Origin of the sequence: Pseudomonas sp. HMSC067G02 (genome assembly GCF_001813485.1) — a bacterium.
Classification (GTDB): domain Bacteria; phylum Pseudomonadota; class Gammaproteobacteria; order Pseudomonadales; family Pseudomonadaceae; genus Pseudomonas; species Pseudomonas aeruginosa.
In genome coordinates this window covers 1-22885 of sequence record NZ_KV812720.1, presented here as the reverse complement: position 1 = coordinate 22885, position 22885 = coordinate 1, and the positions used below count along the sequence as shown (strand labels likewise).

Sequence of the window (22885 nt, the reverse complement as noted above, 5' to 3'; positions counted from 1 at the left end):
GGCATCGCTATGGAGCTTCCACGCCACGCCTCAAGACCGGCGCTGCAAGGCATGGCGGGGCGTTCTCGCCTGTCGTTGTGGGGTTGACCTGGCCCGCGTCAGCGGGCGAGTCGGAGAAGCCTTCGGGCGGGGTGCAGTGGTCAAGTTTTAGTGGACACCTGCATAGGTAGTTTTGGCGGTTGGCTGCGTTCATATGCAGCCGGCGCCTGATAGCAGTACCTTGATCTTGATCAATAAGACTCTCTGTACCCAGCTACGGGTACATATACCCGCGCAACGAACCAGCAGACCAACTTCCAACTCACCTCAGGGGCTCAGCGCACACAGCCAGGTCTGCGCGCGATCGAGGCGCCGAGCAGGCAGACGTTCGGCACTGACCGCTGAGGCTATCGACGATCGGTGACCGGATCACGACCGAGCAAAGGCCCCCGCGCGCGGTGTGGACGTAGCGATGGGATACACAAGCGCATGATGTCGGCGCCTGCCGCTAGGACTGGGCACGTGGCAGTCACGGAGAAAAAATGTCCCGCTCGCGTAGCAACGTGGCCGGCCGGGTAGATCCCAGAATCAGGCAAAGAGATACGCCAGTTGGCTGGACGGACCGCAGCGCCCTCGGACTACTGCCGCAGATGGGGCAATACCAAGTCAAACCTGGTGACAAGCTCACTGGAGGTCACGGCAACGGAGCCACCATGTGCCTCCGCAATCGATTTCACGATGGCAAGGCCAAGACCGGCGCCCGCCGTATTTCGTTGCCGTGCCGGATCAACTCGGTAGAAGCGGTTGAAGAGCTTTGGTAGATCGCGCTCAGGAATTCTCTCACCGGGATTGACCACACTGATCGTTGTCCACTGCTCGTCCTGCGAAAGCAAGACCGTGATGCTCTTGCCGCGAGGCGTGTGTCGAATTGCATTCGAGAGAAGATTGTTCAGCGCCCGGGTGAGCATTTCCCGATCCGCCGCTATGCTGCCGATCGCCCCTTTAACACCAAGCGTAATGCCGCTATCTTCTGCCAGCGCCTCGAAATAGTCGAACAGACTCCGCACCAATTCGGACAGATCAATGGTAGACAGACGCAAGTTGCGGGGATCATTTTCCGTTTGGGCAAGAAACAGCATGTCACCAATCATGCGTCCCATCCGATCAAACTCTTCCAAATTTGAATAGAGGATTTCTCTGTATTCCTCGTTGCTGCGCGGCTGGCCAAGCGCCACGTGAGTCTGCGTGACCAGGTTGGTGACGGGCGTGCGCAACTCGTGCGCGATGTCTGCGGAAAAGTGTGATAGCCGGGTGAAGCCTTCCTCGATTCTCGCCAACATATCGTTGAAGGCGAATACCAGTTCCGCCAGTTCGATCGGCACATCCCGAGGATCCAGCCTCACATCCAGCTTTGAAGAGCGAATCGCCCGAATCTCTTCATTGACCTTGCGAATCGGCAGGTGGCCCCACTGCACCGCCAGCCAAGCCACACCGAGCGCCAGGCACATGACCAAGCCGGTTGCCCACCAGAGCATGCGCTTGAACTCCGCCAGGAAGTCGAGATGAAAGCCGATGTCCATGGCAGCGACGATGCGGTAGCCGGGCGCCGCTGAATCGTCAGCAGGCAGTTGCAGCACCACACCTCGATATGACCTCTGATCCTCCTGCCACACGATCAAAGCGTCAGCGGTGATGCGGTTGACCAACTTTTTGCTACTGGCAAGTTTAGACAGGTCAGGACCGGGCGTGGCATAGATGCTATTGCCAGCCCCATCGTAGACGCCGTACGTCATCCCATGATGTCCTGCGACTGCGTTGGCCAAGTGTTGCTTCAGTTCGTCGCTTGCGATGTCACTTGCAAGCTGGTGCAAGGGCTGAGCCAAAGCGGTTGTCACTGCCTCCAGTTCGTGGGCATCCTGTTGAGCAAAGTGGTGCTCCAACGACCGGAGAATGACCCAATTGAACACAAGAAACACCAAGGTCGTGGCGATACCAACGAGGGCCGTGACCCTCAATGCAAGCGACGCTGGACGGCTTTGCCGCGGCTTATGGCGCAGGGGCATCATCGGGCGCATCGAGCGTGTATCCCATTCCACGCACGGTGTGGATGAGCTTCGGATTGAACGCATCGTCTATCTTCGCGCGTAGACGGCGGATGGCTACATCGATGACGTTGCTGTCGCTGTCGAAATTCATGTCCCATACCTGCGACGCGATCAGAGACCGTGGAAGGACCTCCCCCTGGCGACGGGCCAGGAGCTCAAGCAACGCGAACTCCTTGCTGGTGAGATTGATGCGTTGGCCAGCGCGCGTTGCGCGCCGGCGCGCCAAGTCCAGCACCAAATCGGCAACCTGGATGCGATCAGGCTGGCTCGGAGCGCTTCCGCGTCGCAGCAGCGTCCGCACCCGCGCCAGCAACTCAGAGAACGCGAATGGCTTGACGAGGTAGTCGTCCGCTCCCAGTTCCAATCCCTTGACACGGTCGTCTACACCGCCACGCGCCGTCAGAAAGAGCACAGGGACCTGTTTACCGGCATCTCGAAGGGCACGCACGATGCGCCAGCCATCGACATCCGGCAGCATGACATCCAAGACCACCAGATCGTATGTCTCGCCCATGGCCAGGTGGTGTCCGTCCAATCCGTTGCGCGCCAGATCCACGACGAATCCCGCCTCCATGAGACCTTGGCGGACGTAATCCGCCGTCTTGTTCTCGTCTTCAACGACCAGCAGTTTCATCGCATGTCCCATGAAATCGCTACGGCGCGGAAAAATAGCCGCTCACGATGTACGCATTCATCCACTTTCAATCAGCAATTTACTGGTTGCCAGCTTCCACGAACATGACACGAACATTACATGAATGTAATTCAGGGGTCATTCGATGGAAAGTGCCCAACCCATAGCATGACCTGCATTGCGTCGAACTGTGCCGCTCAGGATGGGGTGGCGTTTAGAACGACTTCCGAGTCATCTATGGAGGATTTCAGGCCATGCCGCCTCGTTCACCCTTTTTTATCGTGCCCACACAGGGCCTTTCTCGTCGGCGTTTCGTCCAAGGGTTAGCCGCCGGCGGCGTTCTCGCTGGGCTGTCCACGCCGGCGTTCAAGGCATTTGCCCAGCAAGGCTCCGCGACGCGCGGTGCCGCCCCTGTGCTGAAGGGCACCGAGTTCGACTTGGTGATCGCCGAATCGCCCGTGAACTTCACGGGCAAGCCAGGCGTGGCTACGACCATCAACGGCTCGCTGCCGGCACCGACATTGCGTTGGCGCGAGGGTGACACCGTCACAATCCGTGTAACCAACAAGCTGCGTGAAGCCACATCCATTCACTGGCACGGGATCATCCTGCCGTATCAGATGGATGGCGTGCCGGGCATCAGCTTCAATGGCATCGCTCCCGGCGAGACCTTCACGTACCGCTTCAAGGTTCAGCAGAGCGGCTCCTACTGGTACCACTCGCACTCCGGCTTCCAGGAACTCACGGGCATGTACGGGGCGATCATCATCGACCCCGCTGGCGCCGAGACCATCCACGCCGACCGTGACCACGTGCTGCTGTTCTCGGATTGGACCGACGAAGACCCGATGCGGGTGTTCACCAAGCTCAAGTCCCAAAGCGACTATTACAACTACAACCAACCTACCGTCTTCGACTTCTTCCGGGACGCCTCGCGCGAAGGCACGGCCGCTGCGATCGACAAGCGCAAGATGTGGAACGAGATGCGGATGAATCCGACGGATCTCGCAGATCTGTCTGCCGCCACGCTGACCTATCTGGCCAACGGCGTCACCCCCGCCGGCAATTGGACGGCGCTGTTCCGACCGGGTGAGCGCGTGCGGCTGCGCATGGTCAACGGTGCGGGCAACACCTTCTACGACGTACGCATTCCAGGACTGAAACTCACGGTGGTGCACGTCGATGGTGTTGACGTGGAGCCGGTGACCGTCGATGAGTTCCGATTCGGTCCTGGCGAAACCGTCGACGTGATCGTCCAGCCACGGGATGACGCTTACACGATCTTCGCCCAGGCGATGGACCGGACAGGCTACGCGCGTGCCACGCTGGCCGTGCGTGAAGGTCTTCAAGCTCCCGTGCCTGCCCTCGATCCGGTCGAATGGCTGACCATGAACGACATGATGGGCGGCATGATGGGGGGCATGGACCATGGCGGGTCCGGCCAGGCCGTGGAGATGACCGGGATGACGGGCATGACGGGCATGACCGGGATGACCGGGATGGGCTCGGGTTCGATGTCCGGGATGGATCATGGGGCGATGGCAGGCATGAATCACGGCGCCATGAACCACGGTGGCATGGCGATGGATCACAGCCAACACGCCGCGGCGGCGGGGGGACTGGCCGTGCCCAGCACTACTGCTCGCCACGCTCGCACCGAGTATGGTGCCAGCACGGACATGCGCGTTGACATGGCGCGCACCAACCTCGATGACCCCGGCATCGGACTGCGCAACAACGGTCGGCGCGTGTTGACCCTCGCGGATCTGCATACCCCGTCGGGGCCGCTGGACAAGAGAGGCCCCGGCCGGGAGGTCGAACTGCACCTCACGGGCAACATGGAACGCTACGCATGGTCCCTGGACGGGCTGGAGTTCGGAAAGTCCACGCCGGTGCACTTCAAACACGGCGAGCGGCTGCGGGTCATTCTGCACAACGACACCATGATGACCCATCCCATGCACCTGCACGGCATGTGGAGCGAGCTGGAAAGCCCCGACGGTCGCTTCCTTGCGCGCCGCCACACCCTGCCGGTGCAGCCGGCACAACGCATCAGCTTCCTGGTGACAGCCGACGCGCTCGGCCGCTGGGCGTGGCACTGCCACCTGATGTTCCACATGGATGCCGGCATGTTCCGCGAAGTCGTGGTGTCTTGAACCCAGCGCACAAGGAAGACCAAGAATGTCCAAAGCACTCCCCACTCGCGCACTGGCCACGACGCTTCTGGCCCTGGTAAGCGTCGCCGCCCAGGCACAAGCACAGAACGACCATGCAGCGCACGGCCAGGCCGACGCTCAAACGGCCGCGCCATCCACTCAGACCGTGGCTCCTGCCGCCGACCCGCACGCGGGTCACGCGACGTCGGCGAGCGGCTCGACCGCGGCCCCGGCCATGGATCACGGCAACATGCAGATGCAGGGCGGGTCGGCGCCTCCTGACGCCCGCGATCCGCATGGCTACTCCAATGGCCTGACATTGGGATCGGGCGACTACGCCGTACCCGGTGTGCCGCGGCTGATGCTGGCCGACGAACACAGGTTCTTTTCGTTGCGCGGCGAAACTCTGGAACGCCGCTTCACGCGCAAAGGAGACGACTCCACGGCCTACGACCTCCAGGCGTGGTATGGGACGACCTACAACAAGGCCGTCGTGAAGGCCGAAGGCGATATCGCCAAAGGAAAGCTCGAAGAATCGCGTACCGAGCTTCTCTGGGGGCACGCCGTCGCACCGTACTGGGACACCCAGCTCGGCGTTCGGGTGGATAACGGGGAAGGCCCGAGCCGTCAATGGTTGGCTTTCGGCATCCAGGGCCTCGCCCCCTACTGGTTCGAGCTGGAGGCGACGGGCTACGTGGGAAGTGGTGGACGTACGGCGCTGCGTGTCGAAGGCAGCTACGAGCTGCTGCTGACCCAGCGACTGATTCTGGAGCCTCGCGCCGAGTTGCAGTTTTATGGCAAGGACGACCCGGAACGCGGTATCGGCAAGGGCCTGGCCGAAGCGTCTGCTGGCTTGCGCCTGCGCTATGAATTCAGTCGCCAGTTCGCCCCCTATATCGGCGTGGAACGGGCGGGCAGCTTCGGACGCACCGCGGACTATGTGCGTGCCGAAGGCGGCCGTGCGCAGCAGACGCGCTGGGTGGCTGGCGTGCGATTCTGGTTCTAGAACCTAGCGGGTTTGATCATCTGATGAGAGGCGATCCATGAACATGCACTACGACAGAAGCCAGGGCAAAGTGCCGAGACGCCAGGCATTGATCGCTGGCTTGTTGGTGATGGCACTCGCAGGACCGAGCCTGGCGCAGAGCCGACCGATTGCCAAGGTCTGGAAGGACCCGAGCTGCGGATGCTGCAAGGACTGGGTCTCACACCTGCAAGGCGCAGGCTTCGATGTGCAGGTTCTCGACACCGGGAACACCGCAGCGCGCACGCGGCTGGGCATCCCGCAGAAGTACGGTTCTTGCCACACGGCGCAGATCGGCGGCTATGCCATCGAGGGTCATGTGCCTGCCTCGGACATTCAACGCTTGCTGCGCGAAGCCCCGCAGGCCATCGGCCTCGCGGCGCCCGGCATGCCGGTCGGTTCGCCCGGCATGGATGGTCCGGCCTATGGTGGACGCAAGGACGCCTACGACGTGCTGCTGATTGGGAAAAACGGTAGCAGCACGGTCTATCAGTCGCATCGCTGACCATCCATCAACCCTTCTCCGTGGAGATATGCCATGCAGCATCAGCACACACAGACCCCCAGCGATCGCCCCCGGTTCTGGCGATCGCGCTACGGCGTGGCGTTCCTCATCATCGCCGCTGTCGCCGCGTATTTCCTGCTCAAGGAGCATACGGCACATGTTGCCGGCTATCTCCCCTTCCTGCTGCTGGCGGCTTGTCCGCTGATGCACCTGTTCATGCACCGTGGTCACGGCCACGGCGGACACGATCATGCCGCGCGTCAGGGTAAGGAAGGTGCCGCAGCCTCCAAGGAGCAGAAGCAATGAGTCGAGGCACTCGCACCGTGCGAGCACGCGACGCCGCGCTTGTCTCCTTGCGCGCCTGCGGCCTGCTGCGATCACCAGACACCAAAGGTTAACGGCGGAGGGCACTTGTCACTATGAATTCACCCAGCAAGTCTTCAGGACATGAGCACGCAGGCATGGCGGCGGGTGCCACAACGTCCGGCCCGCATACGCACCACCATCACGCCAGCCATGCTGGAAGTGACGACGCGGGCGGGTCCTCAAGCCACACGCAGCCCGATGCCGCGACGCGAGATCCGGTGTGTGGCATGGCGGTCACGGCGGCGTCGGAGCACCGTTCCACGCACTTGGGGAACACGTACTTGTTTTGCAGCACCGGATGCAAGGCCAAATTCGACGCCGATCCGGCGCGATATGCCAGCGGTGACGCGGGCATAGGCACAGGCAGCGGCCATGCACCGCATCACCATGCCAGCACCGCAGTTTCACCGGCCCCGGCGGCATCGCCAACCGCGCCCGGAACCATCTACACCTGCCCGATGCACCCGGAGATCCGCCAGGATCATCCGGGAACCTGCCCCAAGTGCGGGATGACGCTTGAGCCTCTGCTGCCCGACCTCGATGACGACAACCCGGAGTTGCGTGACTTCTCGCGTCGCTTCTGGTGGACCTTGCCGCTGACGCTCGTGGTCCTGGCGCTGGCGATGCTGGGCGAGCGGCTGCACCTGATGGACATGGCTACACAGAGCTGGGTCGAGTTGGTGCTGTCGTTGCCGATCGTGCTGTGGGCCGGCTGGCCCTTCTTCTCCCGCGGCTGGCTGTCCGTGGTCAACCGCAGCCCGAACATGTGGACACTGATCGGCCTGGGAACGGGTGCGGCATTCATCTACAGCGTTGTGGCAACCGTTGCGCCGGAAGTGTTTCCAGCTTCCTTCATGTCCATGGGACGGGTCGGCGTGTATTTCGAGGCCGCCGCCGTCATCATCTCGCTGACACTGCTCGGCCAGGTGCTGGAACTCAAAGCCCGCTCCCAGACTTCGGCGGCCATCAAGTCGCTGCTGGGGCTGGCGCCCAAGACCGCACGGCGCATCAATGCGGACGGCAGCGAGGAAGACGTGCCGCTCAGCCATGTGCACGTCGGCGACCTGCTGCGCATCCGACCCGGCGAGAAGGTGCCGGTGGATGGCATCGTGCACGAGGGCAGCAGCTCGATTGACGAGTCCATGCTGACCGGCGAACCGCTGCCCGTCAGCAAGCGCGTGGGCGACAAGGTCATCGGGGCCACACTCAACACCAGTGGCGCGCTGGTCATGCGTTCGGAGCGGATCGGCTCGGACACCGTTCTGTCGCAGATCGTGCAGATGGTCGCCCAGGCGCAGCGTTCCAAGGCGCCGATGCAGCGCATGGCCGATGTCGTTGCCGGCTACTTCGTGATGGCCGTCGTCGCCATTGCGGTCACGACGCTCTTTGTCTGGGGATTCTTCGGGCCGCAGCCCACCTGGGTCTATGGACTCATCAATGCGGTGGCCGTCCTGATCATCGCCTGCCCGTGCGCGCTGGGTCTGGCCACGCCGATGTCGATCATGGTCGCAACGGGCCGTGGCGCCACGCAGGGCGTGCTGTTCCGCGATGCCGCGGCGATCGAGAATCTTCGCAAGGTCGATACCCTCGTCATCGACAAGACAGGAACCCTGACCGAAGGCCGACCTGCTTTCGATCAGGTCGTCGCAGCCCCCGGCTTTACGAACGATGAGGTGCTGCGTCTTGCGGCCAGCCTGGACCAGGGCAGTGAACACCCCCTGGCCGACGCCATCGTGCAGGCCGCGCGTGCCCAGGGCCTCCAACTCGTGAAGCCTCAGAGCTTTGAATCGGGAACCGGCATCGGCGTGCGCGGAAAGGTTGAGCACCGGCAACTGGCGTTGGGCAACACAGTGCTGATGGAACAGTCTGGCGTATCGGTGGAACCGCTCGTACCCCAGGCCGAAGCTCTGCGCGGCGAAGGGGCCAGCGTCATGTACCTGGCGGTGGACGGGCAGCTCGCGGGCTTGCTCGCCGTGTCCGATCCGGTCAAGGGCAGCACCCCCGAGGCCCTGGCCGCGTTGAAGGCTGCGGGCCTGCGGGTCATCATGGCCACCGGGGACGGGCAGACCACCGCCAAAGCCGTCGGTGCACGCCTAGGCATCGACGAGGTGCATGGTGAGGTCAAGCCGGCGGACAAGCTCATGTTGATCGAGCGACTGCAGAAAGAAGGACGCATCGTCGCCATGGCCGGAGACGGCATCAACGACGCGCCGGCCTTGGCGAAGGCAGACGTGGGCATCGCCATGGGAACGGGAACCGACGTGGCGATGAACAGCGCCCAGGTCACGCTGGTCAAGGGTGACCTGCGTGGCATCGCTGTCGCTCGCACGCTCTCGGTGAGTACCGTGCGCAACATGAAGCAGAACCTCATGTTCGCCTTCCTCTACAACGCGCTGGGCATCCCCATCGCCGCCGGGGTTCTCTATCCCCTCACGGGCTGGCTGCTGTCGCCGCTGATCGCAGCATTGGCGATGAGCCTGAGTTCGGCGTCGGTCGTTGGCAACGCCTTGCGCCTGAGAGCGAGCCGACTGTGACCGGATTTTCTTTCTGAAACTACAGGAGCCTGCTATCGCCCAGCAAACCGTTTCTTTCGTTCCACGCCGTTGCAAAGGTGCAAGCCTTATCTCGGCATTTCGTTCTTGAACCACACCTCACACATCCAGGTAGAAACTTCTATGACCCGTTCACATTTCATCGCCAAGCTCGTCGCGCCGATCGCTGCTGGTCTGTTCGCCACCGCCGCATTCGCGCATCCTTCGCTGGTGTCTTCAACGCCGGCCGACAAGTCGCAGGTTTCTGCGCCAGCCACCATCGAACTGAAGTTCTCCGAGACGCTGGTGCCGCAGTTCTCCGCCGCGAGCCTTGTCATGACTGGCATGCCGGGAATGGCGAGCCATGGCCCGATGAAGATCAACGCCAGCGTCGCGGCTGCCGGCGACGGCAAGACCATGGTCATCACGCCGGCACAGGCGCTCCAGCCCGGTGACTATCGCGTCGAATGGCGTGCCGTCTCCTCGGACACGCATCCGATCACGGGTAACGTCACCTTCATGGTGAAGTAAGCCCATGGCCGGGGATTGGTTGACCATCGTCCTGCGCCTGGCGCTGTATCTGGACCTGGCGGCGGCGTTTGGCGTCGCCATGTTCGGTCTCTATGCTTTGGGCAACGACGAGCGATCCTCGACGATCTCGCGCCGCTATCGCGTCCTCATTGGCGCATCCGCTGCCATCGGCATTGCCCTGTCGATGTGGGGCATGACGGTCATGGCCAAGGCCATGTCCGGTGCCCAGAGCTACGCGGAGCTGTCAACGCACGTCTTCGACATGCTCATTACGGGCACGCACATGGGCATCGCCTGGTGCATTCGCATCCTCGCGCTGTTGGTGTGTGTGCTCGTCGCAATGTTGAAATTGAACGCTACCTTGCGATTTGCAGTGATGGCGCTCTCCACCGGCGTGGCGCTGGCGACCCTTGCGTGGGCAGGCCACGGCGCGATGGACGACGGCGTTCGCGGCTACATCCATCTTGCGTCGGATATCACGCACCTCTGGGCAGCGGGCGCTTGGGTGGGCGCATTGGTGGCGTTCTTGATGCTGGCATCCCACAAGCAGGATGTCGCGCAAGACCCGGTAGCGGTCCTCAGTCGGACGTCGAATGGCTTTGCTCGCATAGGTACAGCGATCGTGGCTGCACTCGTCGTGAGTGGAATTCTCAATTACCTGTTGATCGCCGGACCATCGTTTGATCCGCTCATCTCGACGCTGTATGGCCGGCTGCTGATGGTAAAGCTCTTGCTTTTCGCAGGCATGCTGGCGTTGGCTGCTGCCAATCGGTATCGGTTGAGCCCGAGCCTGGAGGCTGCTTTGAAGGCAGGCAATCGCGCACAGGCAGTCATCAAGCTTAGACAGAGTCTGTTCACGGAGGCGACCTTGGCCGTTTTGGTTCTGGCGAGCGTTGCATGGCTTGGCATCTTGTCTCCCACTGGAACCTAGTCCTTCATGGGCGGCAGATGACAGCACATGAATTGAATGTAATGCACGGGTAAGCGCTCTGTAGACCGCCTGCTTCTACATTTAACGACGCGGCGCAAGTTGTCGTCGTTTTTACAAAGGAGTCGATCATGAAATCGCAAATTGTCATTGCCGCCCTGTTGAGCGCTCTCTCCGTGCCAGCCTTCGCCGGTCATGCAGCAGCCCAAGCAGCCAAGGAAATGGTTCCCTTGGCTGACGGGGGAACGCTGTACATCTTCAAGGACGGAAAGATGGCACAGGAAAGCCGCTTCGGGCGCGCCGTCTATCTCAATGTCGGAGCTTCGGTGTCGACGAAGGATGGGCGCAACATCGCGATCACCAGCAATGAAGTCGCTCGCCTCGGGTCGCTGCTACAAAAAGAGCACGGCGGATGACGCCGCGGGTGTACGGTGCTTTTCAAAGCTTCTGCACAGTGTGACAGAGACGCGCGCCCCGATTGGGCGCGCGCGCGCTTGGGACGCGTCACGAGCAACCACGAGCGCTCAAGGTGCCAGTTTTTGCGATGTCAAGCGCATCAACTTCCCTGAAATGGATCCAGCCTCCCCGTCCACCGTGATTCGTCCACGGGACATCTGGCGCGAATGAGCACTTGCGAGGAGCCCGATTTATGGAGTTGCGTCATCTACGATGCTTTGTCGTCTTGGCAGAGGAGTTGCATTTCACGCGGGCGGCCGAGAGGCTGCATATAGAGCAACCCCCCTTGTCTCGCGCGATCAAGGAATTGGAAGATGAGCTTGGGGTCACGCTGTTTGACCGCGACCGCAGGGGCACACGGCTGACCGTGGCGGGGGCGGCATTCTTGCAGGACACCCGCCGACTCTTCACTGTCCTGGAGCAAGCGCGTGAGAATGCCAGAGCCATTGCCGCGGGCCTGAGGGGCAACCTGCGCATTGCAATTTCCGATGGTGCGATGGACCCACGACTATCGGCGTTCCTAGCTCGTTGCCGCGCGGAAGAGCCCGAGGTCGAGATACGTCTCTCCGAGGTACCGCTGACCGAGCAGATACGGGGCCTACGGTCTGGCGACTTCACGATCGGATTTGCACACGCGGCGGATGTTGGCGAAGGCATCGTGGCTGAACCGATCTGGCGAGACCCGATTGTGATCGCCGTGCCAGCGCGGCACTCGCTTCTTGCGCACAAGCAAGTTCCGCTGAACGAACTTCAGGGTCACCCACTGGTTCTGTGCGACAAACTGGCCTGCGAAGGCTACTGCCGAGAACTAAATCGGCTGCTACAGGTTCTGGAACACAGACTCAACGTTGTCGAAGAAGTGTCGTCGCTGGACATGATGCTAACGCTCGTCGGCGCAGGCTATGGGATTGGTTTCATGACGGCGACCAAGATTCCCATCAGCCAGAGGCCGGACGTGGTGATTCGCCCTCTGGCGCAGGACACGGCGGTAATCACAACCTATCTGCTTCGGCCAGAAAGCAGCAACTCATCGGTTTCGCTGGATCGCTTCATCGAACGTCTGCGAGGACCTCCGGATGACTAAAGCGTCAATGCCTATCTGAATCGTGCGCCGCGGCACGAAGATTGCGTTCGGCTGCGCTGACGAGTTCCGCAGCACTGAGCTTGAGTCCGGCGGCGATTCTTAAGATCAGAGCGAGAGTGGGCATGTGCTCCCCACGCTCTATTTTGCCCATGTGCGATCGCTCGATCCCTGCTTTCGCAGCCAGTTCTTCCTGAGCAACACCTTGCGTCAGGCGGGCGACACGAACGGCCGCTCCGAATGCCAACGCTGGCTCGGCGTCGAAAGTGGTAGTTCCTGGGGGACGGCCTCGTCGGACAGTTCGCTTCTCCATCCTTGGAAGCGTCGAACAGTCCAAACAATTTAACCACGTTAAGTTTAACTCAAACTAGCTATCATGAAGACTTTCCATCCTTGTCTTATCGCTTCTTGGGGCCTCTCATGCACGACGCCACCAGCCCACGCCCACAGCTCAGGCTCGCCATAGCGCCTGGTGTGGCCTCTTCGTACCTAGCTGCATTGCTTGCCCTGCAGCGCGCGGAGGAGCCCGAAGTTTCTATGGAATTTAATGAGGTTACGGCGAGCGATCTCATTACGGGCCTCTACAAACGGCGCTTCGACGTCGGCCTTTCTCTGAAGCAGGTGAGCGATTCTTCGCTGAAGAGTCTTTCTATTTGGTTCGAGGCGACAGCTCTTGCCACGCCGCTGCGATACCCACTGCTCCGGCAGCAGTCAATCAGAATAGACGAACTTAAGGAGCACTCCGTGTTTCGATGGAAGGCCGAATATTCTCCTTCGCTGGACCAGTACCTGTCCTCCATGTCATCAACGGAAAGGCCGAATGTCCAGCATGTCAGTTCTTTTGAGATGTTATTGCTCTGGGTCGCAGCTGGATATGGCGTAGGGATTTCCTCGCGATCACGCATCGAAACCGCTAGCCAGTGCGGAATCTGCACGCGCCCAATAGCCGATGGCCCCTACGAGGTCATTACGCACCTGCAGCGACTCTCGGGACAGACGAATCTTGTAGCTGATCGATTTGAGCTTAGAGCCTTGCGAGTTGCCGAGGCGCGTAAAGCATGACAACCACGTGCGGTGCCCGCCCTTGCCGGTGGATTTGCAGCGGGTGCCGGTTCGGGCCAAGGCGCCGTCCAGACGCATCAATTCATCCTGGAAACTGACCTTGATCAATTCAACTCCCTACAACTTCCAATAGTATGTCCGCATGATCGGCTTAAGGCGCCTTCTCGCAAGATGGAGCCGCTGGATTACCAGCGGCCTAGTCGTAACCTTGCTTTTCTCGCAGGTTGCGATGGCGATGTACGTCTGTCCCAAGCCAGACCCGAGGGCATCTGTGGAAACCACGCAAATGCGTGCCACGATCTCGATGCAGCAGGCTGACAAGTTGCCAATGTCGGATTGCACCGGCATGCCTGATTCCATGGACAGCGAAGCGCCACAGTTGTGCCACGCTCATTGCAGTGGCGATCGGGAGTCGGCGCTTTCATGGCAGGGGCTGGACATTCAGTTTCTCGCGGCGCACGTGATGTGGCTCGCCAACTCGCTGCCCGGGTTGGTTCTCGACCGGGTAGCCCTCAGGCGGCACGTTACCTACATTCCTCCCAATCCCCGCGCGGGCTTTCCGCCGATCTACCTCACGTTCCAAGTCCTGCGGAATTGATTTATGTGTCCGTGCTCGCCGCGCACCGATGCGGCAGACCACGTGATTTCGTGAATACCAATTCCGAGGACAACCATGTTTACTCCCTTTTTTGGCGCCCCCGAGGGGCGCCCGTCGGCGTACGGCCGAGGCACAACGCCGGCCTCGATGCGAGTGCATCGTCTGAAAGCTATCAGCATCGCGTTGGCGGGCAGTGCGCTTGTCTCGCCTGTAGCCTACGCCCTCGATTTTGCTGAGGCACGCCTTATCGCGGAGCAGCAGAGCCCACGCATAAGCGCGCAGCAGTTGCAGGTTAACGTCGCCGAATCCGTGCAGAAGGCAGCAGGCTCGCTGCCCGACCCCAAGCTCTCGCTCGGCATCGAAAACTACCCCATCAGCGGCATGGATCGCTGGAGCATGACGCGCGAATCCATGACGATGCAGCGCTTGGCGCTCATGCAGGAAGTGCCCAACAGGGCCAAGCGCGACGCCCAGGTCGCCAGCGCGCAGGCGCGTGTGGATCGAGAACGCGCGGCGCTGGTTTTGCAGCGATTGCAGATCCGCCAGGAGCTCAGCCTGGCGTGGATCGCCGCGCAGGCGGTGGAGCAACGGGAGATACTGCTGACGGAACTGCTCGCGGAGAACCAGCGCCTGCAAGACAGTCTCCCCGCTCGCGTCGCCGGCGGCACCGCCCAGGCTGGCGATCTGTTGGTCGCGCAACAGGAGGCGCTGACACTCACGGACCGCCGTGACGATCTACAGCGGGACCGGGCCAAGGCCAGGGCCGCGTTGCGGCGCTGGGTGGGCTCCAGGGCCGACGAAGCACTGCAAGGCGATCCAGGCCCGCTCACTCGCCCCGTCGCGCAACTGCGCACAGAACTGGCGAATCACGCGGAGCTTGAACTCTATCCGGCGATGCAAAGCATGGCCCGGGCCGAGTCCCGCGAAGCCCAATCAGAGACCCGCGGCGATTGGGCCTGGGAGATAGCCTATAGCCGGCGTGATCGCCGATGGGGCGACATGGTGTCATTTCAGGTGACATTCGATCTGCCTTGGCAGAAGGATCGACGCCAAGTGCCCATGATCGAGGCAAAACGGCACGAGTTGGAACGTCTGGACGCCGAACGCGAAGACGTGGCGCGGCGGCATTTGCAGGAGCTGGACGACAGCGCCGCCGAACTCCAAGCGTTGAACAGCCAGATCGACCGCCTGCAGACCGCCGGCTTGCAACTGGTACGGAACCGAGCGGCACTTGCATTGAGCAACTACCGATCCGCCAAGGGGGACCTGAGCGCTGTGCTCAGTGCACGCGCCCAGGTGCTGGAGACGCGCATGCGTCTGATCGACCTTGGAGCGCAGCGCGACAGCCTCGTCGCCCGACTGAACAGCCTGATCGCGGACTGAGTGGAGACCCTCGCCATGAATACCTCTTCGAGAAACATCCTTGCCGGCTTGACGCTGGTTGCTGCCGGTATTGCCGTTGGATGGGGCGTCGCCCAATGGCGCGCCGGCCACCTCAGCGGCTCCCCCGCTGCCAACGTCACCGTTGCAAGCGCTCCGACCGAGCGCAAGGTGCTGTATTGGTACGACCCGATGGTGCCGACCCAGAAGTTCGACAAGCCCGGCAAGTCGCCCTACATGGACATGCCGTTGATGCCGAAGTACGCGGATGAAGACACGCAAGACAGCACGGGCCTCAGCGTGTCGGCGCAAGCGGTGCAAGCCCTAGGGCTGCGTACAGCCGAAGTCCTGCAAGGCAAGATCGGCGCAGATGTGAACGTCGTGGGCACCGTGCTGCTCAACGACCGCGACGTCAGCATCGTGCAGGCGCGGACCGCTGGCTTCGTCGAGCGTGTCTACGCACGGGCTGCGGGCGACGTGATCGCAGCAGGGGCACCGCTGGCTGACCTATTGCTGCCGGAGTGGATCGCCGCACAGCGCGAGTTTCTCTCGGTTCGCGCGATGGGCGACGCACCGTTGACCGCAGCTGCCCGCCAACGGCTGCTGCTGCTCGGCATGCCGCAAGCCCTGATCGCCCAGGTGGAGCGCACAGGCGAGCCCAAGGGGCTGTACACGGTCACAACACCTCAAGGCGGCTTGGTGGCCGAACTGATGGTGCGCCAGGGCATGACGGTTTCCGCCGGGGAAAGCCTGGCCAGGGTGAATGGCTTGGCCTCGGTGTGGATCGAAGCGGCCGTCCCCGAAGCACAAAGCGGACCATTGCAGGTCGGCCAAACGGCGCAGGTCCGGCTGGCGGCGTTTCCCGGTGAAGTGCTCCAGGCGCGCATCGTGAGCATCCTGCCCGAAGCCAACCGCGACACCCGTACGGTGCGAGTGCGGCTTGAAATGGCCAATCCCGGCCAGCGCCTGAAGGCCGGCATGTCCGGCCAGATCGCGCTCAAAGGCAACGAACAGCCCGCGCTGCTTGTTCCCAGCGAAGCGGTCATCCGCACCGGCAAGCGCGCACTGGCCTATGTGGTCGATGGACCCGGCAAGTTCCATCCCGTGGAGGTCCAGGTGGGCGCGGAGGTAGGCGATCAACTGGTGGTCAACGGCGGGCTCGCGGCGGGACAGCAGGTGGTGGCCTCGGCGCAGTTCCTGATCGATTCGGAAGCCAGCCTGCGGGGCGTGCTGCCTGCAGGTGCCGCGGCGTCCGCGCCTGCATCGCCGCACAACGGGCACCGCACCTCGTCGCCACCGGCCGCGGCCACCAACGCTTTCGTGGTGCGCGGCGTGATCGAGGAGATGTCGCCCACCGAGCTGACGCTGGCGCACGAGGCCGTGCCAGCCCTCCAATGGCCGGCCATGACCATGGGCTTCAAGCTGAGCAGCCCGCAGCTCGCCGCGGGTCTTTCGGTTCGGCAGCAGGTGCGATTCACCTTCTCCAAGCAAGGTGAGGGCTACGTGATCACCGCCATCGAAAAGGTGCAGCCATGATCGCCAAGCTGATTCGATGGTCGGTGGCCAATCGCTTCCTGGTGCTGCTGGCCACCGCCATGCTCACGGCATGGGGCGTGTGGGGCGTTCGCAGCACGCCCGTGGATGCGCTGCCGGACTTGTCAGACGTGCAGGTCATCATTCGCACCAACTACCCAGGACAGGCGCCGCAGATCGTCGAGAACCAGGTCACCTACCCGTTGGCCACCACCATGCTGTCGGTGCCAGGGGCCAAGACCGTGCGCGGCTTCTCGTTCTTTGGCGACTCGTTCGTCTATGTCTTGTTCGAGGACGGAACCGACCTGTACTGGGCCCGCTCACGGGTACTGGAATACCTGAACCAGGTCCAGGGCCGATTGCCCGCCACGGCGAAGCCGGCCCTGGGTCCGGACGCCACAGGCGTCGGCTGGATCTTCCAGTACGCGCTCGTGGATCGCACGGGCAAGAACGATCTGGCGCAACTGCGTGCGTTGCAGGACTGGTTCCTGAAGTTCGAACTCAAGAGCCTGCCCAACGTGGCCGAGGTGGCATCGGTGGGGGGCATGGTCAAGCAGTACCAGGTCGTGCTCGACCCGATCAAGTTGGCGTCCTATGGCCTCAGTCAGGCTCAAGTCCGCGATGCCCTGATGGCGGCCAACCAGGAGACCGGCGGCTCCGTCCTGGAATTGTCAGGCGCGGAGTACATGGTCCGCGCGAGCGGCTACCTCAAGACCCTGGACGAGTTCCGGGAGATCCCCTTGACGGCACGCGGCGGTGTGCCGGTGCGGCTGGGGGATGTTGCGACGCTCCAGATAGGCCCGGAGATGCGGCGTGGCATTGCCGAACTCGACGGAGAAGGCGAGGTCGCCGGCGGCGTGGTGGTGCTGCGCTCCGGCAAGAATGCCCAGGAGACGATCGCTGCCGTCAAGGCCAAGCTCGCGGAGCTGCAGGGCAGCCTGCCGCCGGGCGTCGAGATCGTCACCACCTACGACCGCAGCGCGCTGATCGAGCGGGCCATTCGCAATCTCACGACCAAGCTAGGCGAAGAGTTTCTGGTGGTGGCGCTGGTCTGCGCACTGTTCCTTTGGCATCTTCGTTCTGCGCTGGTGGCCATCATCTCGCTACCTCTGGGCGTGATGACGGCGTTCTTGGTCATGCGCTACCAGGGCATCAACGCCAACATCATGTCGCTGGGGGGGATTGCCATCGCCGTGGGGGCGATGGTGGATGCAGCGGTGGTGATGATCGAGAACGCCCACAAGAAGCTGGAGGCTTGGCAGCACGCGCACCCAGATCAACGGCTGCAGGGCAAGGAACGGTGGGACGTGATCACACAGGCCGCGGAGGAAGTCGGTCCTGCGCTCTTCTTCTCGCTGCTCATCATCACGCTCTCGTTCATCCCGGTCTTCACCCTAGAAGCGCAGGAAGGCCGGCTGTTCGGCCCGCTGGCGTTCACCAAGACCTACGCGATGGCCGCGGCCGCAGGGCTGTCAGTGACGCTGATTCCCGTACTCATGGGCTACTGGATTCGCGGGCGTATCCCGGATGAGCAGAAGAACCCCATCACCCGCATCCTGATTGCAGCCTACCGGCCAGCACTGGAGTGGGTACTGCGCCGGCCCAAGGCGACGCTGCTGATCGCCGTGCTGGCCTTGGCGACCACGGCCTGGCCCTTGGCGCGGCTCGGCGGTGAGTTTCTGCCGAGGTTGGACGAAGGGGACCTGCTCTACATGCCCTCGGCCCTGCCGGGACTCTCGGCGCAGCGCGCCACGGAGTTGCTGCAGCTGAGCAACCGCATGATCAAGACCGTACCTGAAGTGGACAAGGTGTTCGGCAAGGCAGGACGGGCCGAAACTGCGACCGATCCGGCGCCCCTGGAGATGTTCGAGACCACGGTTAAGCTCAAGCCCAGGGAACAATGGCGACCAGGCATGACGCCCGAGAAGCTCGTGGAAGAGCTGGATCGTGCCGTGAAGATCCCGGGCCTGTCCAATATCTGGATTCCCCCTATCCGCAATCGCATCGATATGCTGGCTACCGGCATCAAGAGCCCGATCGGGGTGAAGGTGACCGGCAACGACCTGGGCGTGATCGATCGCATCGCTGCAGAGGTCGAGCAGGTCGCCAAGGGCATTCCCGGCGTGACGTCGTCACTCGCGGAGCGCTTGACGGGCGGGCGCTACGTGGATGTTCAGATCGACCGCGTAGCCGCCGGTCGCTACGGCCTGAACATCGCCGATGTCCAGGCGGTCATCGCCGGCGCGGTGGGTGGCGAAAACGTCTCGGAAACGGTCGAGGGGCTTGCCCGCTTTCCGATCAATCTGCGCTACGCGCGAGAATGGCGTGATTCACCACAACGGCTGGCAGAACTACCCATCTTCACGCCGATGGGTCAGCAGATCACGTTGGGGACCGTGGCACGCATCGCGATCACCGATGGACCGCCCATGCTCAAGAGCGAGAACGCACGGCCCTCCGGTTGGGTCTATGTCGATGTGCGCGGCCGTGATCTAGCCTCGGTGGCCAACGAACTGCGCGATGCCATCGGGCAGCAGGTCAAGCTGGAGCCGGGTGTGAGCATCACCTACTCCGGGCAGTTCGAATACATGGAGCGGGCCAATGCACGCCTGAAGGTTGTGGTGCCTGCCACCCTGTTGATCATCTTCGTTCTGTTGTACCTGACCTTCGCGCGTGTGGACGAAGCGGGCTTGATCATGGCGACCTTGCCCTTCGCGCTCACGGGGGGCATCTGGTTCCTGTACCTGCTGAATTACAACCTGTCCATCGCCACCGGCGTGGGATTCATTGCGCTGGCAGGTGTGGCGGCGGAGTTCGGCGTGGTGATGCTCATCTATTTGAAGCAGGCCTTGGCGGAACGTTGCCCCGATGGGCGCAACCCAACGCGAGAAGAACTGCTAGATGCGATCCGGGAAGGGGCGGTGCTGCGCGTGCGCCCAAAAGCGATGACCGTTGCGGTCATCCTGGCGGGCCTGGTACCCATTGTTTGGAGCAGCGGCACGGGCTCTGAAGTCATGAGCCGCATAGCAGCTCCGATGCTCGGCGGGATGGTGACCGCACCGTTGCTGTCGCTGTTCGTGATTCCGGCTGCCTATCTGCTGATGCGTAAGCCGCGCTAACGTTGCAACGCGGCAGGGTGTCATAACCGAGGCCCTGCCGTTTCCGGTGCGGCCTATCGGCACCCCAAGTGAATAACCATTCGACACATGCGCTTTAGCCGGCGCAAGAACTTGGCAGTGACGAGCCATATCAGGGAACAAAACCTGACCCCGGCCGTTCAGACAGAATCGTCAGCATTTCTATGACAGCCCGAACCTTGGGCTGCAGGTAACGCGATTGCGGCCACACTGCATGGATAGGCATCTCACCACCTGCCCAGTCCGGCAGCACGGGGATCAAGCGCCCCTGCCGTATATCTTCGGCCACCAGCCATGTCGGCATCTGCATGATGCCGCAGCCGGCCAGACCCGCCGCCAGCATTGCTTCACCATCACTGAACTCATGGCGCGGATAGATTTCCTGCCGACGTACGCGCTGGTCCGATACGCGGAGCAACCAAGTGGGTCTCTGCCGTCCCCGAGGACCAGTGATGCAGTCCCGATGCATTAACTCTTCTCAATTCCGACGGCCAAAGCATCCATCTTTGGCCGTCGGCCAGCGTCAGGCACTTTCGAGCATTGCCGCATCATTTAGCAACCGTTGAATGCGCTGGCGAGTCTCCTCTGGAATACCTTGCACAGACGAGTCAGGTCCGGGCCTGTTTGGCTGCTGCTGGGTGCCCGCGATGACCCGCACGACCATGCCCAAATTTCCTGGTGTCACGATGTCGATGGCTGCGCGATCACCCAGGTCCGGATGTGGGCGGGTCAGCATCCGGTACAGGTCCCACGGATCCGCATGCGGGCACTGGTTCATGAGCACCTGTGCCAGCTTGTGCTTGAGGGGTACCAGCTGCCAGTCGGGCACGCGTTGCCCGCGGTTGCCCAAGCTGATAGACAGCAGCTTGCCCGCCTTCAGCTCGCGGTTGATCTGGTCCTTGGACTTCCCGGCCAACTTGCCGAACAGCGGGACCGGCAGACTGCTCGGCGATTCGTAGATGGCCAGCATTTCCTCGCGCTCGCGCTGGATGACTGACACCTCCGGCTCTGGCGCATGCGTCGGGGGCGGTGGTACCTGCGACAGTCGCTGGAATGTGATTCCCCCGTCGTTTGGCGTCACGACGATGGGTTCGGCCACCACAGGCGGAACGGATGCCGCAGAAGCAGCAGCGACGATGGTGTTGGGCTTGTCCTCCTCTGCCATGGCCGGCACGCCCTCGATATGGATCGTGAGGTGCGCGCTGGCCGCTTCCACTTGGCCCTGTTCGAGCAGATCGAGACGATCCGCCCAGTCCTGCATCATCCGGCGGCGCGGCTCAACATACTTGGCGTGGTTGTAGGCCGAACTCACCTTGTTCGGGTCCGAGTGCGAAAGCTGCGCGTCCACCCAAATCTTGGGATAGCCGATCTCGTTGAGCGCCGTCGAGATGGTTCCGCGGATGCCGTGACCGGTCAGTTGATCCTCGTAGCCCATTCGTTTCAAGGCCGCGTTGAGGGTGTTCTCGCTGATGCGCTTCTTGAGTTCGCTGCGGTGCGTGAGCAGATGGACCTGGGCCGGCCTCATCACACCCAACAGGTAGCGCACGATCTCGATGGCCTGCACGGACAACGGCACGATGTAGGGCGGAACGTCCTGCGGGCGCTTGCCGGCCTTGCGCATCTCGTCCTGGAGTTGCTTGACGATCTGCGGCGGGATGATCCACAGGCCACGGTCGAGATCGAACTGGTCCGGGGTCGCCAGCCGCAGCTCGCCGGTACGCACGCCGGTCAGGAACAGCAGCCGGATGCCGAGTTGGGTCTGCCAACCACGAGGGTTGTAGAGCCTGAGCTTGTGCAGGAACTCGGGGAGCTCCGGAAGATGCAGGTAGGGGTTGTGGTTCACCGGGGGCTTGGGCTCGGCCACCACGTCCAGGTCGGAGGCCGGATTGGCTTCCAGCCCCTCCACGATGACGAGGGCATAGCGGAACAACTGCCCCAGCCAGGTGCGGACCTTCTCGGCAGTGGTGAACGCCTTGCGCTCCTCGATCCTCGCCAGGACGCCCAGGAGTTGGGGCCGGCGAATGTCGTAGATCGACATCTGCTTGAGGCTAGGCAGCACGTCCTTGTTGAAGATCCGCAGGATCTGCGACAGCGTGCTGTTCCTGCCCTCCTTGATTTCCTTGCGGCGATGCTCGACCCACGCATCGAAGACGGCCTTGAAGGTGTAGTCGGCCGCAAGCTTGACCGCGTGTCGCTTCTGTTTCCGATCGGTATGGGGGTTGACGCCCTTTGCCAGAAGCGCCCGGGCTTCGTCGCGCAAGGTGCGCGCTTCGCGCAAACCGATCTCGGGGTAGTTCCCCAGGGAGATGCGCTTTTGCTTGCCGAGCCAGTAATAGCGCAAATGCCACGACTTGCCGCCGGTGCGGGCGACCACCAGGCCGAGGCCATCGGTGTCGGGGATGCTGTAGGTTTTCTCGGCGGCCTTGGCTTGCCGCACGGTCAGATCAGAGAGTGTCATCATCAAGCTCCTAAGTCTTGGACTTAGGCCCGATGCTGCTTGTCATCCCGATCCAACCCCAGCAACAACCCGGAACCGGCACGACCCGCATTCTTTGGCCTTGTTTTTGGCCTCAAAAATGGTGGCTGTCAGTGGATTCCCATGGCTTTCGCTGGAAAGAAAAAAGGAGCCGAAGCTCCTCTTTTCAATGACTTACAGACGTCAGTGGAAGTCTGTAGATCATAAACTGGAGCGGGAAACGAGACTCGAACTCGCGACCCCGACCTTGGCAAGGTCGTGCTCTACCAACTGAGCTATTCCCGCGTTACAACTTGTTGCCCGTTCGGCCGAAACCGAACCTTTGACGCCTAACTTTCACCAACCCCGCCGAAGCCAGGTTGTAGAATTTGGAGCGGGAAACGAGACTCGAACTCGCGACCCC

19 protein-coding genes and 1 tRNA gene are annotated in these 22885 nt (G+C 62.2%); 14 read left to right on the top strand and 6 right to left on the bottom strand.

All coding sequences use genetic code 11. The features are described from left to right. Nucleotides 1-617: 617 nt before the first annotated feature. Nucleotides 618-2054, bottom strand: a complete 1437-nt coding sequence (locus tag HMPREF2914_RS25660) for a heavy metal sensor histidine kinase (RefSeq protein ID WP_031276851.1) — start codon at nt 2052-2054, stop codon at nt 618-620. Beyond that, nucleotides 2026-2718 carry a heavy metal response regulator transcription factor gene (locus HMPREF2914_RS25655; RefSeq protein WP_003097513.1) on the bottom strand — a complete coding sequence of 231 codons (693 nt, stop codon included), beginning with the start codon at nt 2716-2718 and terminating at the stop codon, nt 2026-2028. Before HMPREF2914_RS25655 ends, HMPREF2914_RS25660 begins: the two co-directional genes overlap by 29 nt. A 254-nt stretch (nt 2719-2972) precedes the next feature. On the opposite strand from HMPREF2914_RS25655, the gene HMPREF2914_RS25650 reads away from it, so the two are divergent. From HMPREF2914_RS25650 to HMPREF2914_RS25610, 9 genes are all read left to right on the top strand, one after another. Further along, on the top strand, nt 2973-4874 hold the full coding sequence (locus HMPREF2914_RS25650) for a copper resistance system multicopper oxidase (protein ID WP_023980165.1): 1902 nt from the start codon (nt 2973-2975) through the stop codon (nt 4872-4874). Between the two features lie 25 nt (nt 4875-4899). Next, complete coding sequence (locus HMPREF2914_RS25645; protein ID WP_005408883.1) at nt 4900-5880, top strand: copper resistance protein B; 981 nt, start codon at nt 4900-4902, stop codon at nt 5878-5880. Between the two features lie 37 nt (nt 5881-5917). Next, the gene (locus HMPREF2914_RS25640) at nt 5918-6403 is read left to right on the top strand and encodes a DUF411 domain-containing protein (RefSeq protein WP_003090303.1); all 486 of its coding nucleotides are present in this window, start codon (nt 5918-5920) and stop codon (nt 6401-6403) included. 33 nt (nt 6404-6436) lie between these two features. Then, entirely contained in the window at nt 6437-6709 is a 273-nt protein-coding gene (locus HMPREF2914_RS25635) for a DUF2933 domain-containing protein (protein WP_003097518.1), read from the top strand. 287 nt (nt 6710-6996) lie between these two features. After that, nucleotides 6997-9303: a heavy metal translocating P-type ATPase gene (locus HMPREF2914_RS25630; protein WP_229039873.1), complete on the top strand. Its 2307-nt coding sequence runs from the start codon at nt 6997-6999 to the stop codon at nt 9301-9303. 141 nt (nt 9304-9444) lie between these two features. After that, entirely contained in the window at nt 9445-9831 is a 387-nt protein-coding gene (gene copC, locus HMPREF2914_RS25625; protein WP_023098516.1) for a copper homeostasis periplasmic binding protein CopC, read from the top strand. A 4-nt stretch (nt 9832-9835) separates the two neighbouring features. Then, nucleotides 9836-10762, top strand: coding sequence for a copper homeostasis membrane protein CopD (gene copD, locus HMPREF2914_RS25620; RefSeq protein WP_003097522.1), 927 nt, complete (start codon nt 9836-9838; stop codon nt 10760-10762). Between the two features lie 128 nt (nt 10763-10890). Next, nucleotides 10891-11175, top strand: a complete 285-nt coding sequence (locus tag HMPREF2914_RS25615) for a CopK family periplasmic copper-binding protein (protein ID WP_003090336.1) — start codon at nt 10891-10893, stop codon at nt 11173-11175. Between the two features lie 233 nt (nt 11176-11408). Beyond that, a complete protein-coding gene (locus HMPREF2914_RS25610; protein WP_031691867.1) occupies nt 11409-12299 on the top strand; it encodes a LysR family transcriptional regulator in 891 nt (296 codons plus the stop codon). A gap of 4 nt (nt 12300-12303) precedes the next feature. Here the strand turns inward: HMPREF2914_RS25610 and HMPREF2914_RS32025 are convergent, their stop codons facing one another. Further along, the gene (locus HMPREF2914_RS32025) at nt 12304-12609 is read right to left on the bottom strand and encodes a helix-turn-helix domain-containing protein (RefSeq protein WP_003097526.1); all 306 of its coding nucleotides are present in this window, start codon (nt 12607-12609) and stop codon (nt 12304-12306) included. Between the two features lie 107 nt (nt 12610-12716). On the opposite strand from HMPREF2914_RS32025, the gene HMPREF2914_RS32020 reads away from it, so the two are divergent. The 5 genes from HMPREF2914_RS32020 (at nt 12717) to HMPREF2914_RS25585 (ending at nt 19988) form a co-directional block, all read left to right on the top strand. Next, on the top strand, nt 12717-13358 hold the full coding sequence (locus HMPREF2914_RS32020; protein ID WP_023657317.1) for a LysR substrate-binding domain-containing protein: 642 nt from the start codon (nt 12717-12719) through the stop codon (nt 13356-13358). Between the two features lie 286 nt (nt 13359-13644). After that, nucleotides 13645-13956, top strand: coding sequence for a hypothetical protein (locus HMPREF2914_RS25600; RefSeq protein WP_006226245.1), 312 nt, complete (start codon nt 13645-13647; stop codon nt 13954-13956). A 75-nt stretch (nt 13957-14031) separates the two neighbouring features. Beyond that, a complete protein-coding gene (locus HMPREF2914_RS25595; protein ID WP_010791747.1) occupies nt 14032-15339 on the top strand; it encodes a TolC family protein in 1308 nt (435 codons plus the stop codon). Between the two features lie 15 nt (nt 15340-15354). Then, entirely contained in the window at nt 15355-16872 is a 1518-nt protein-coding gene (locus tag HMPREF2914_RS25590; protein WP_023980168.1) for an efflux RND transporter periplasmic adaptor subunit, read from the top strand. Continuing rightward, the gene (locus HMPREF2914_RS25585) at nt 16869-19988 is read left to right on the top strand and encodes an efflux RND transporter permease subunit (protein WP_003090347.1); all 3120 of its coding nucleotides are present in this window, start codon (nt 16869-16871) and stop codon (nt 19986-19988) included. The genes HMPREF2914_RS25590 and HMPREF2914_RS25585 overlap by 4 nt, the downstream gene beginning before the upstream one ends. 130 nt (nt 19989-20118) lie before the next feature. On the opposite strand, the gene HMPREF2914_RS32015 is transcribed toward HMPREF2914_RS25585, so the two are convergent. From HMPREF2914_RS32015 to HMPREF2914_RS25570, 3 genes are all read right to left on the bottom strand, one after another. Then, entirely contained in the window at nt 20119-20475 is a 357-nt protein-coding gene (locus tag HMPREF2914_RS32015; RefSeq protein ID WP_071537899.1) for a LysR substrate-binding domain-containing protein, read from the bottom strand. A 54-nt stretch (nt 20476-20529) separates the two neighbouring features. After that, nucleotides 20530-22464, bottom strand: a complete 1935-nt coding sequence (locus HMPREF2914_RS25575) for a tyrosine-type recombinase/integrase (protein ID WP_023980170.1) — start codon at nt 22462-22464, stop codon at nt 20530-20532. 227 nt (nt 22465-22691) lie between these two features. Further along, nucleotides 22692-22767, bottom strand: a tRNA-Gly gene (locus HMPREF2914_RS25570). Nucleotides 22768-22885 lie beyond the last annotated feature (118 nt).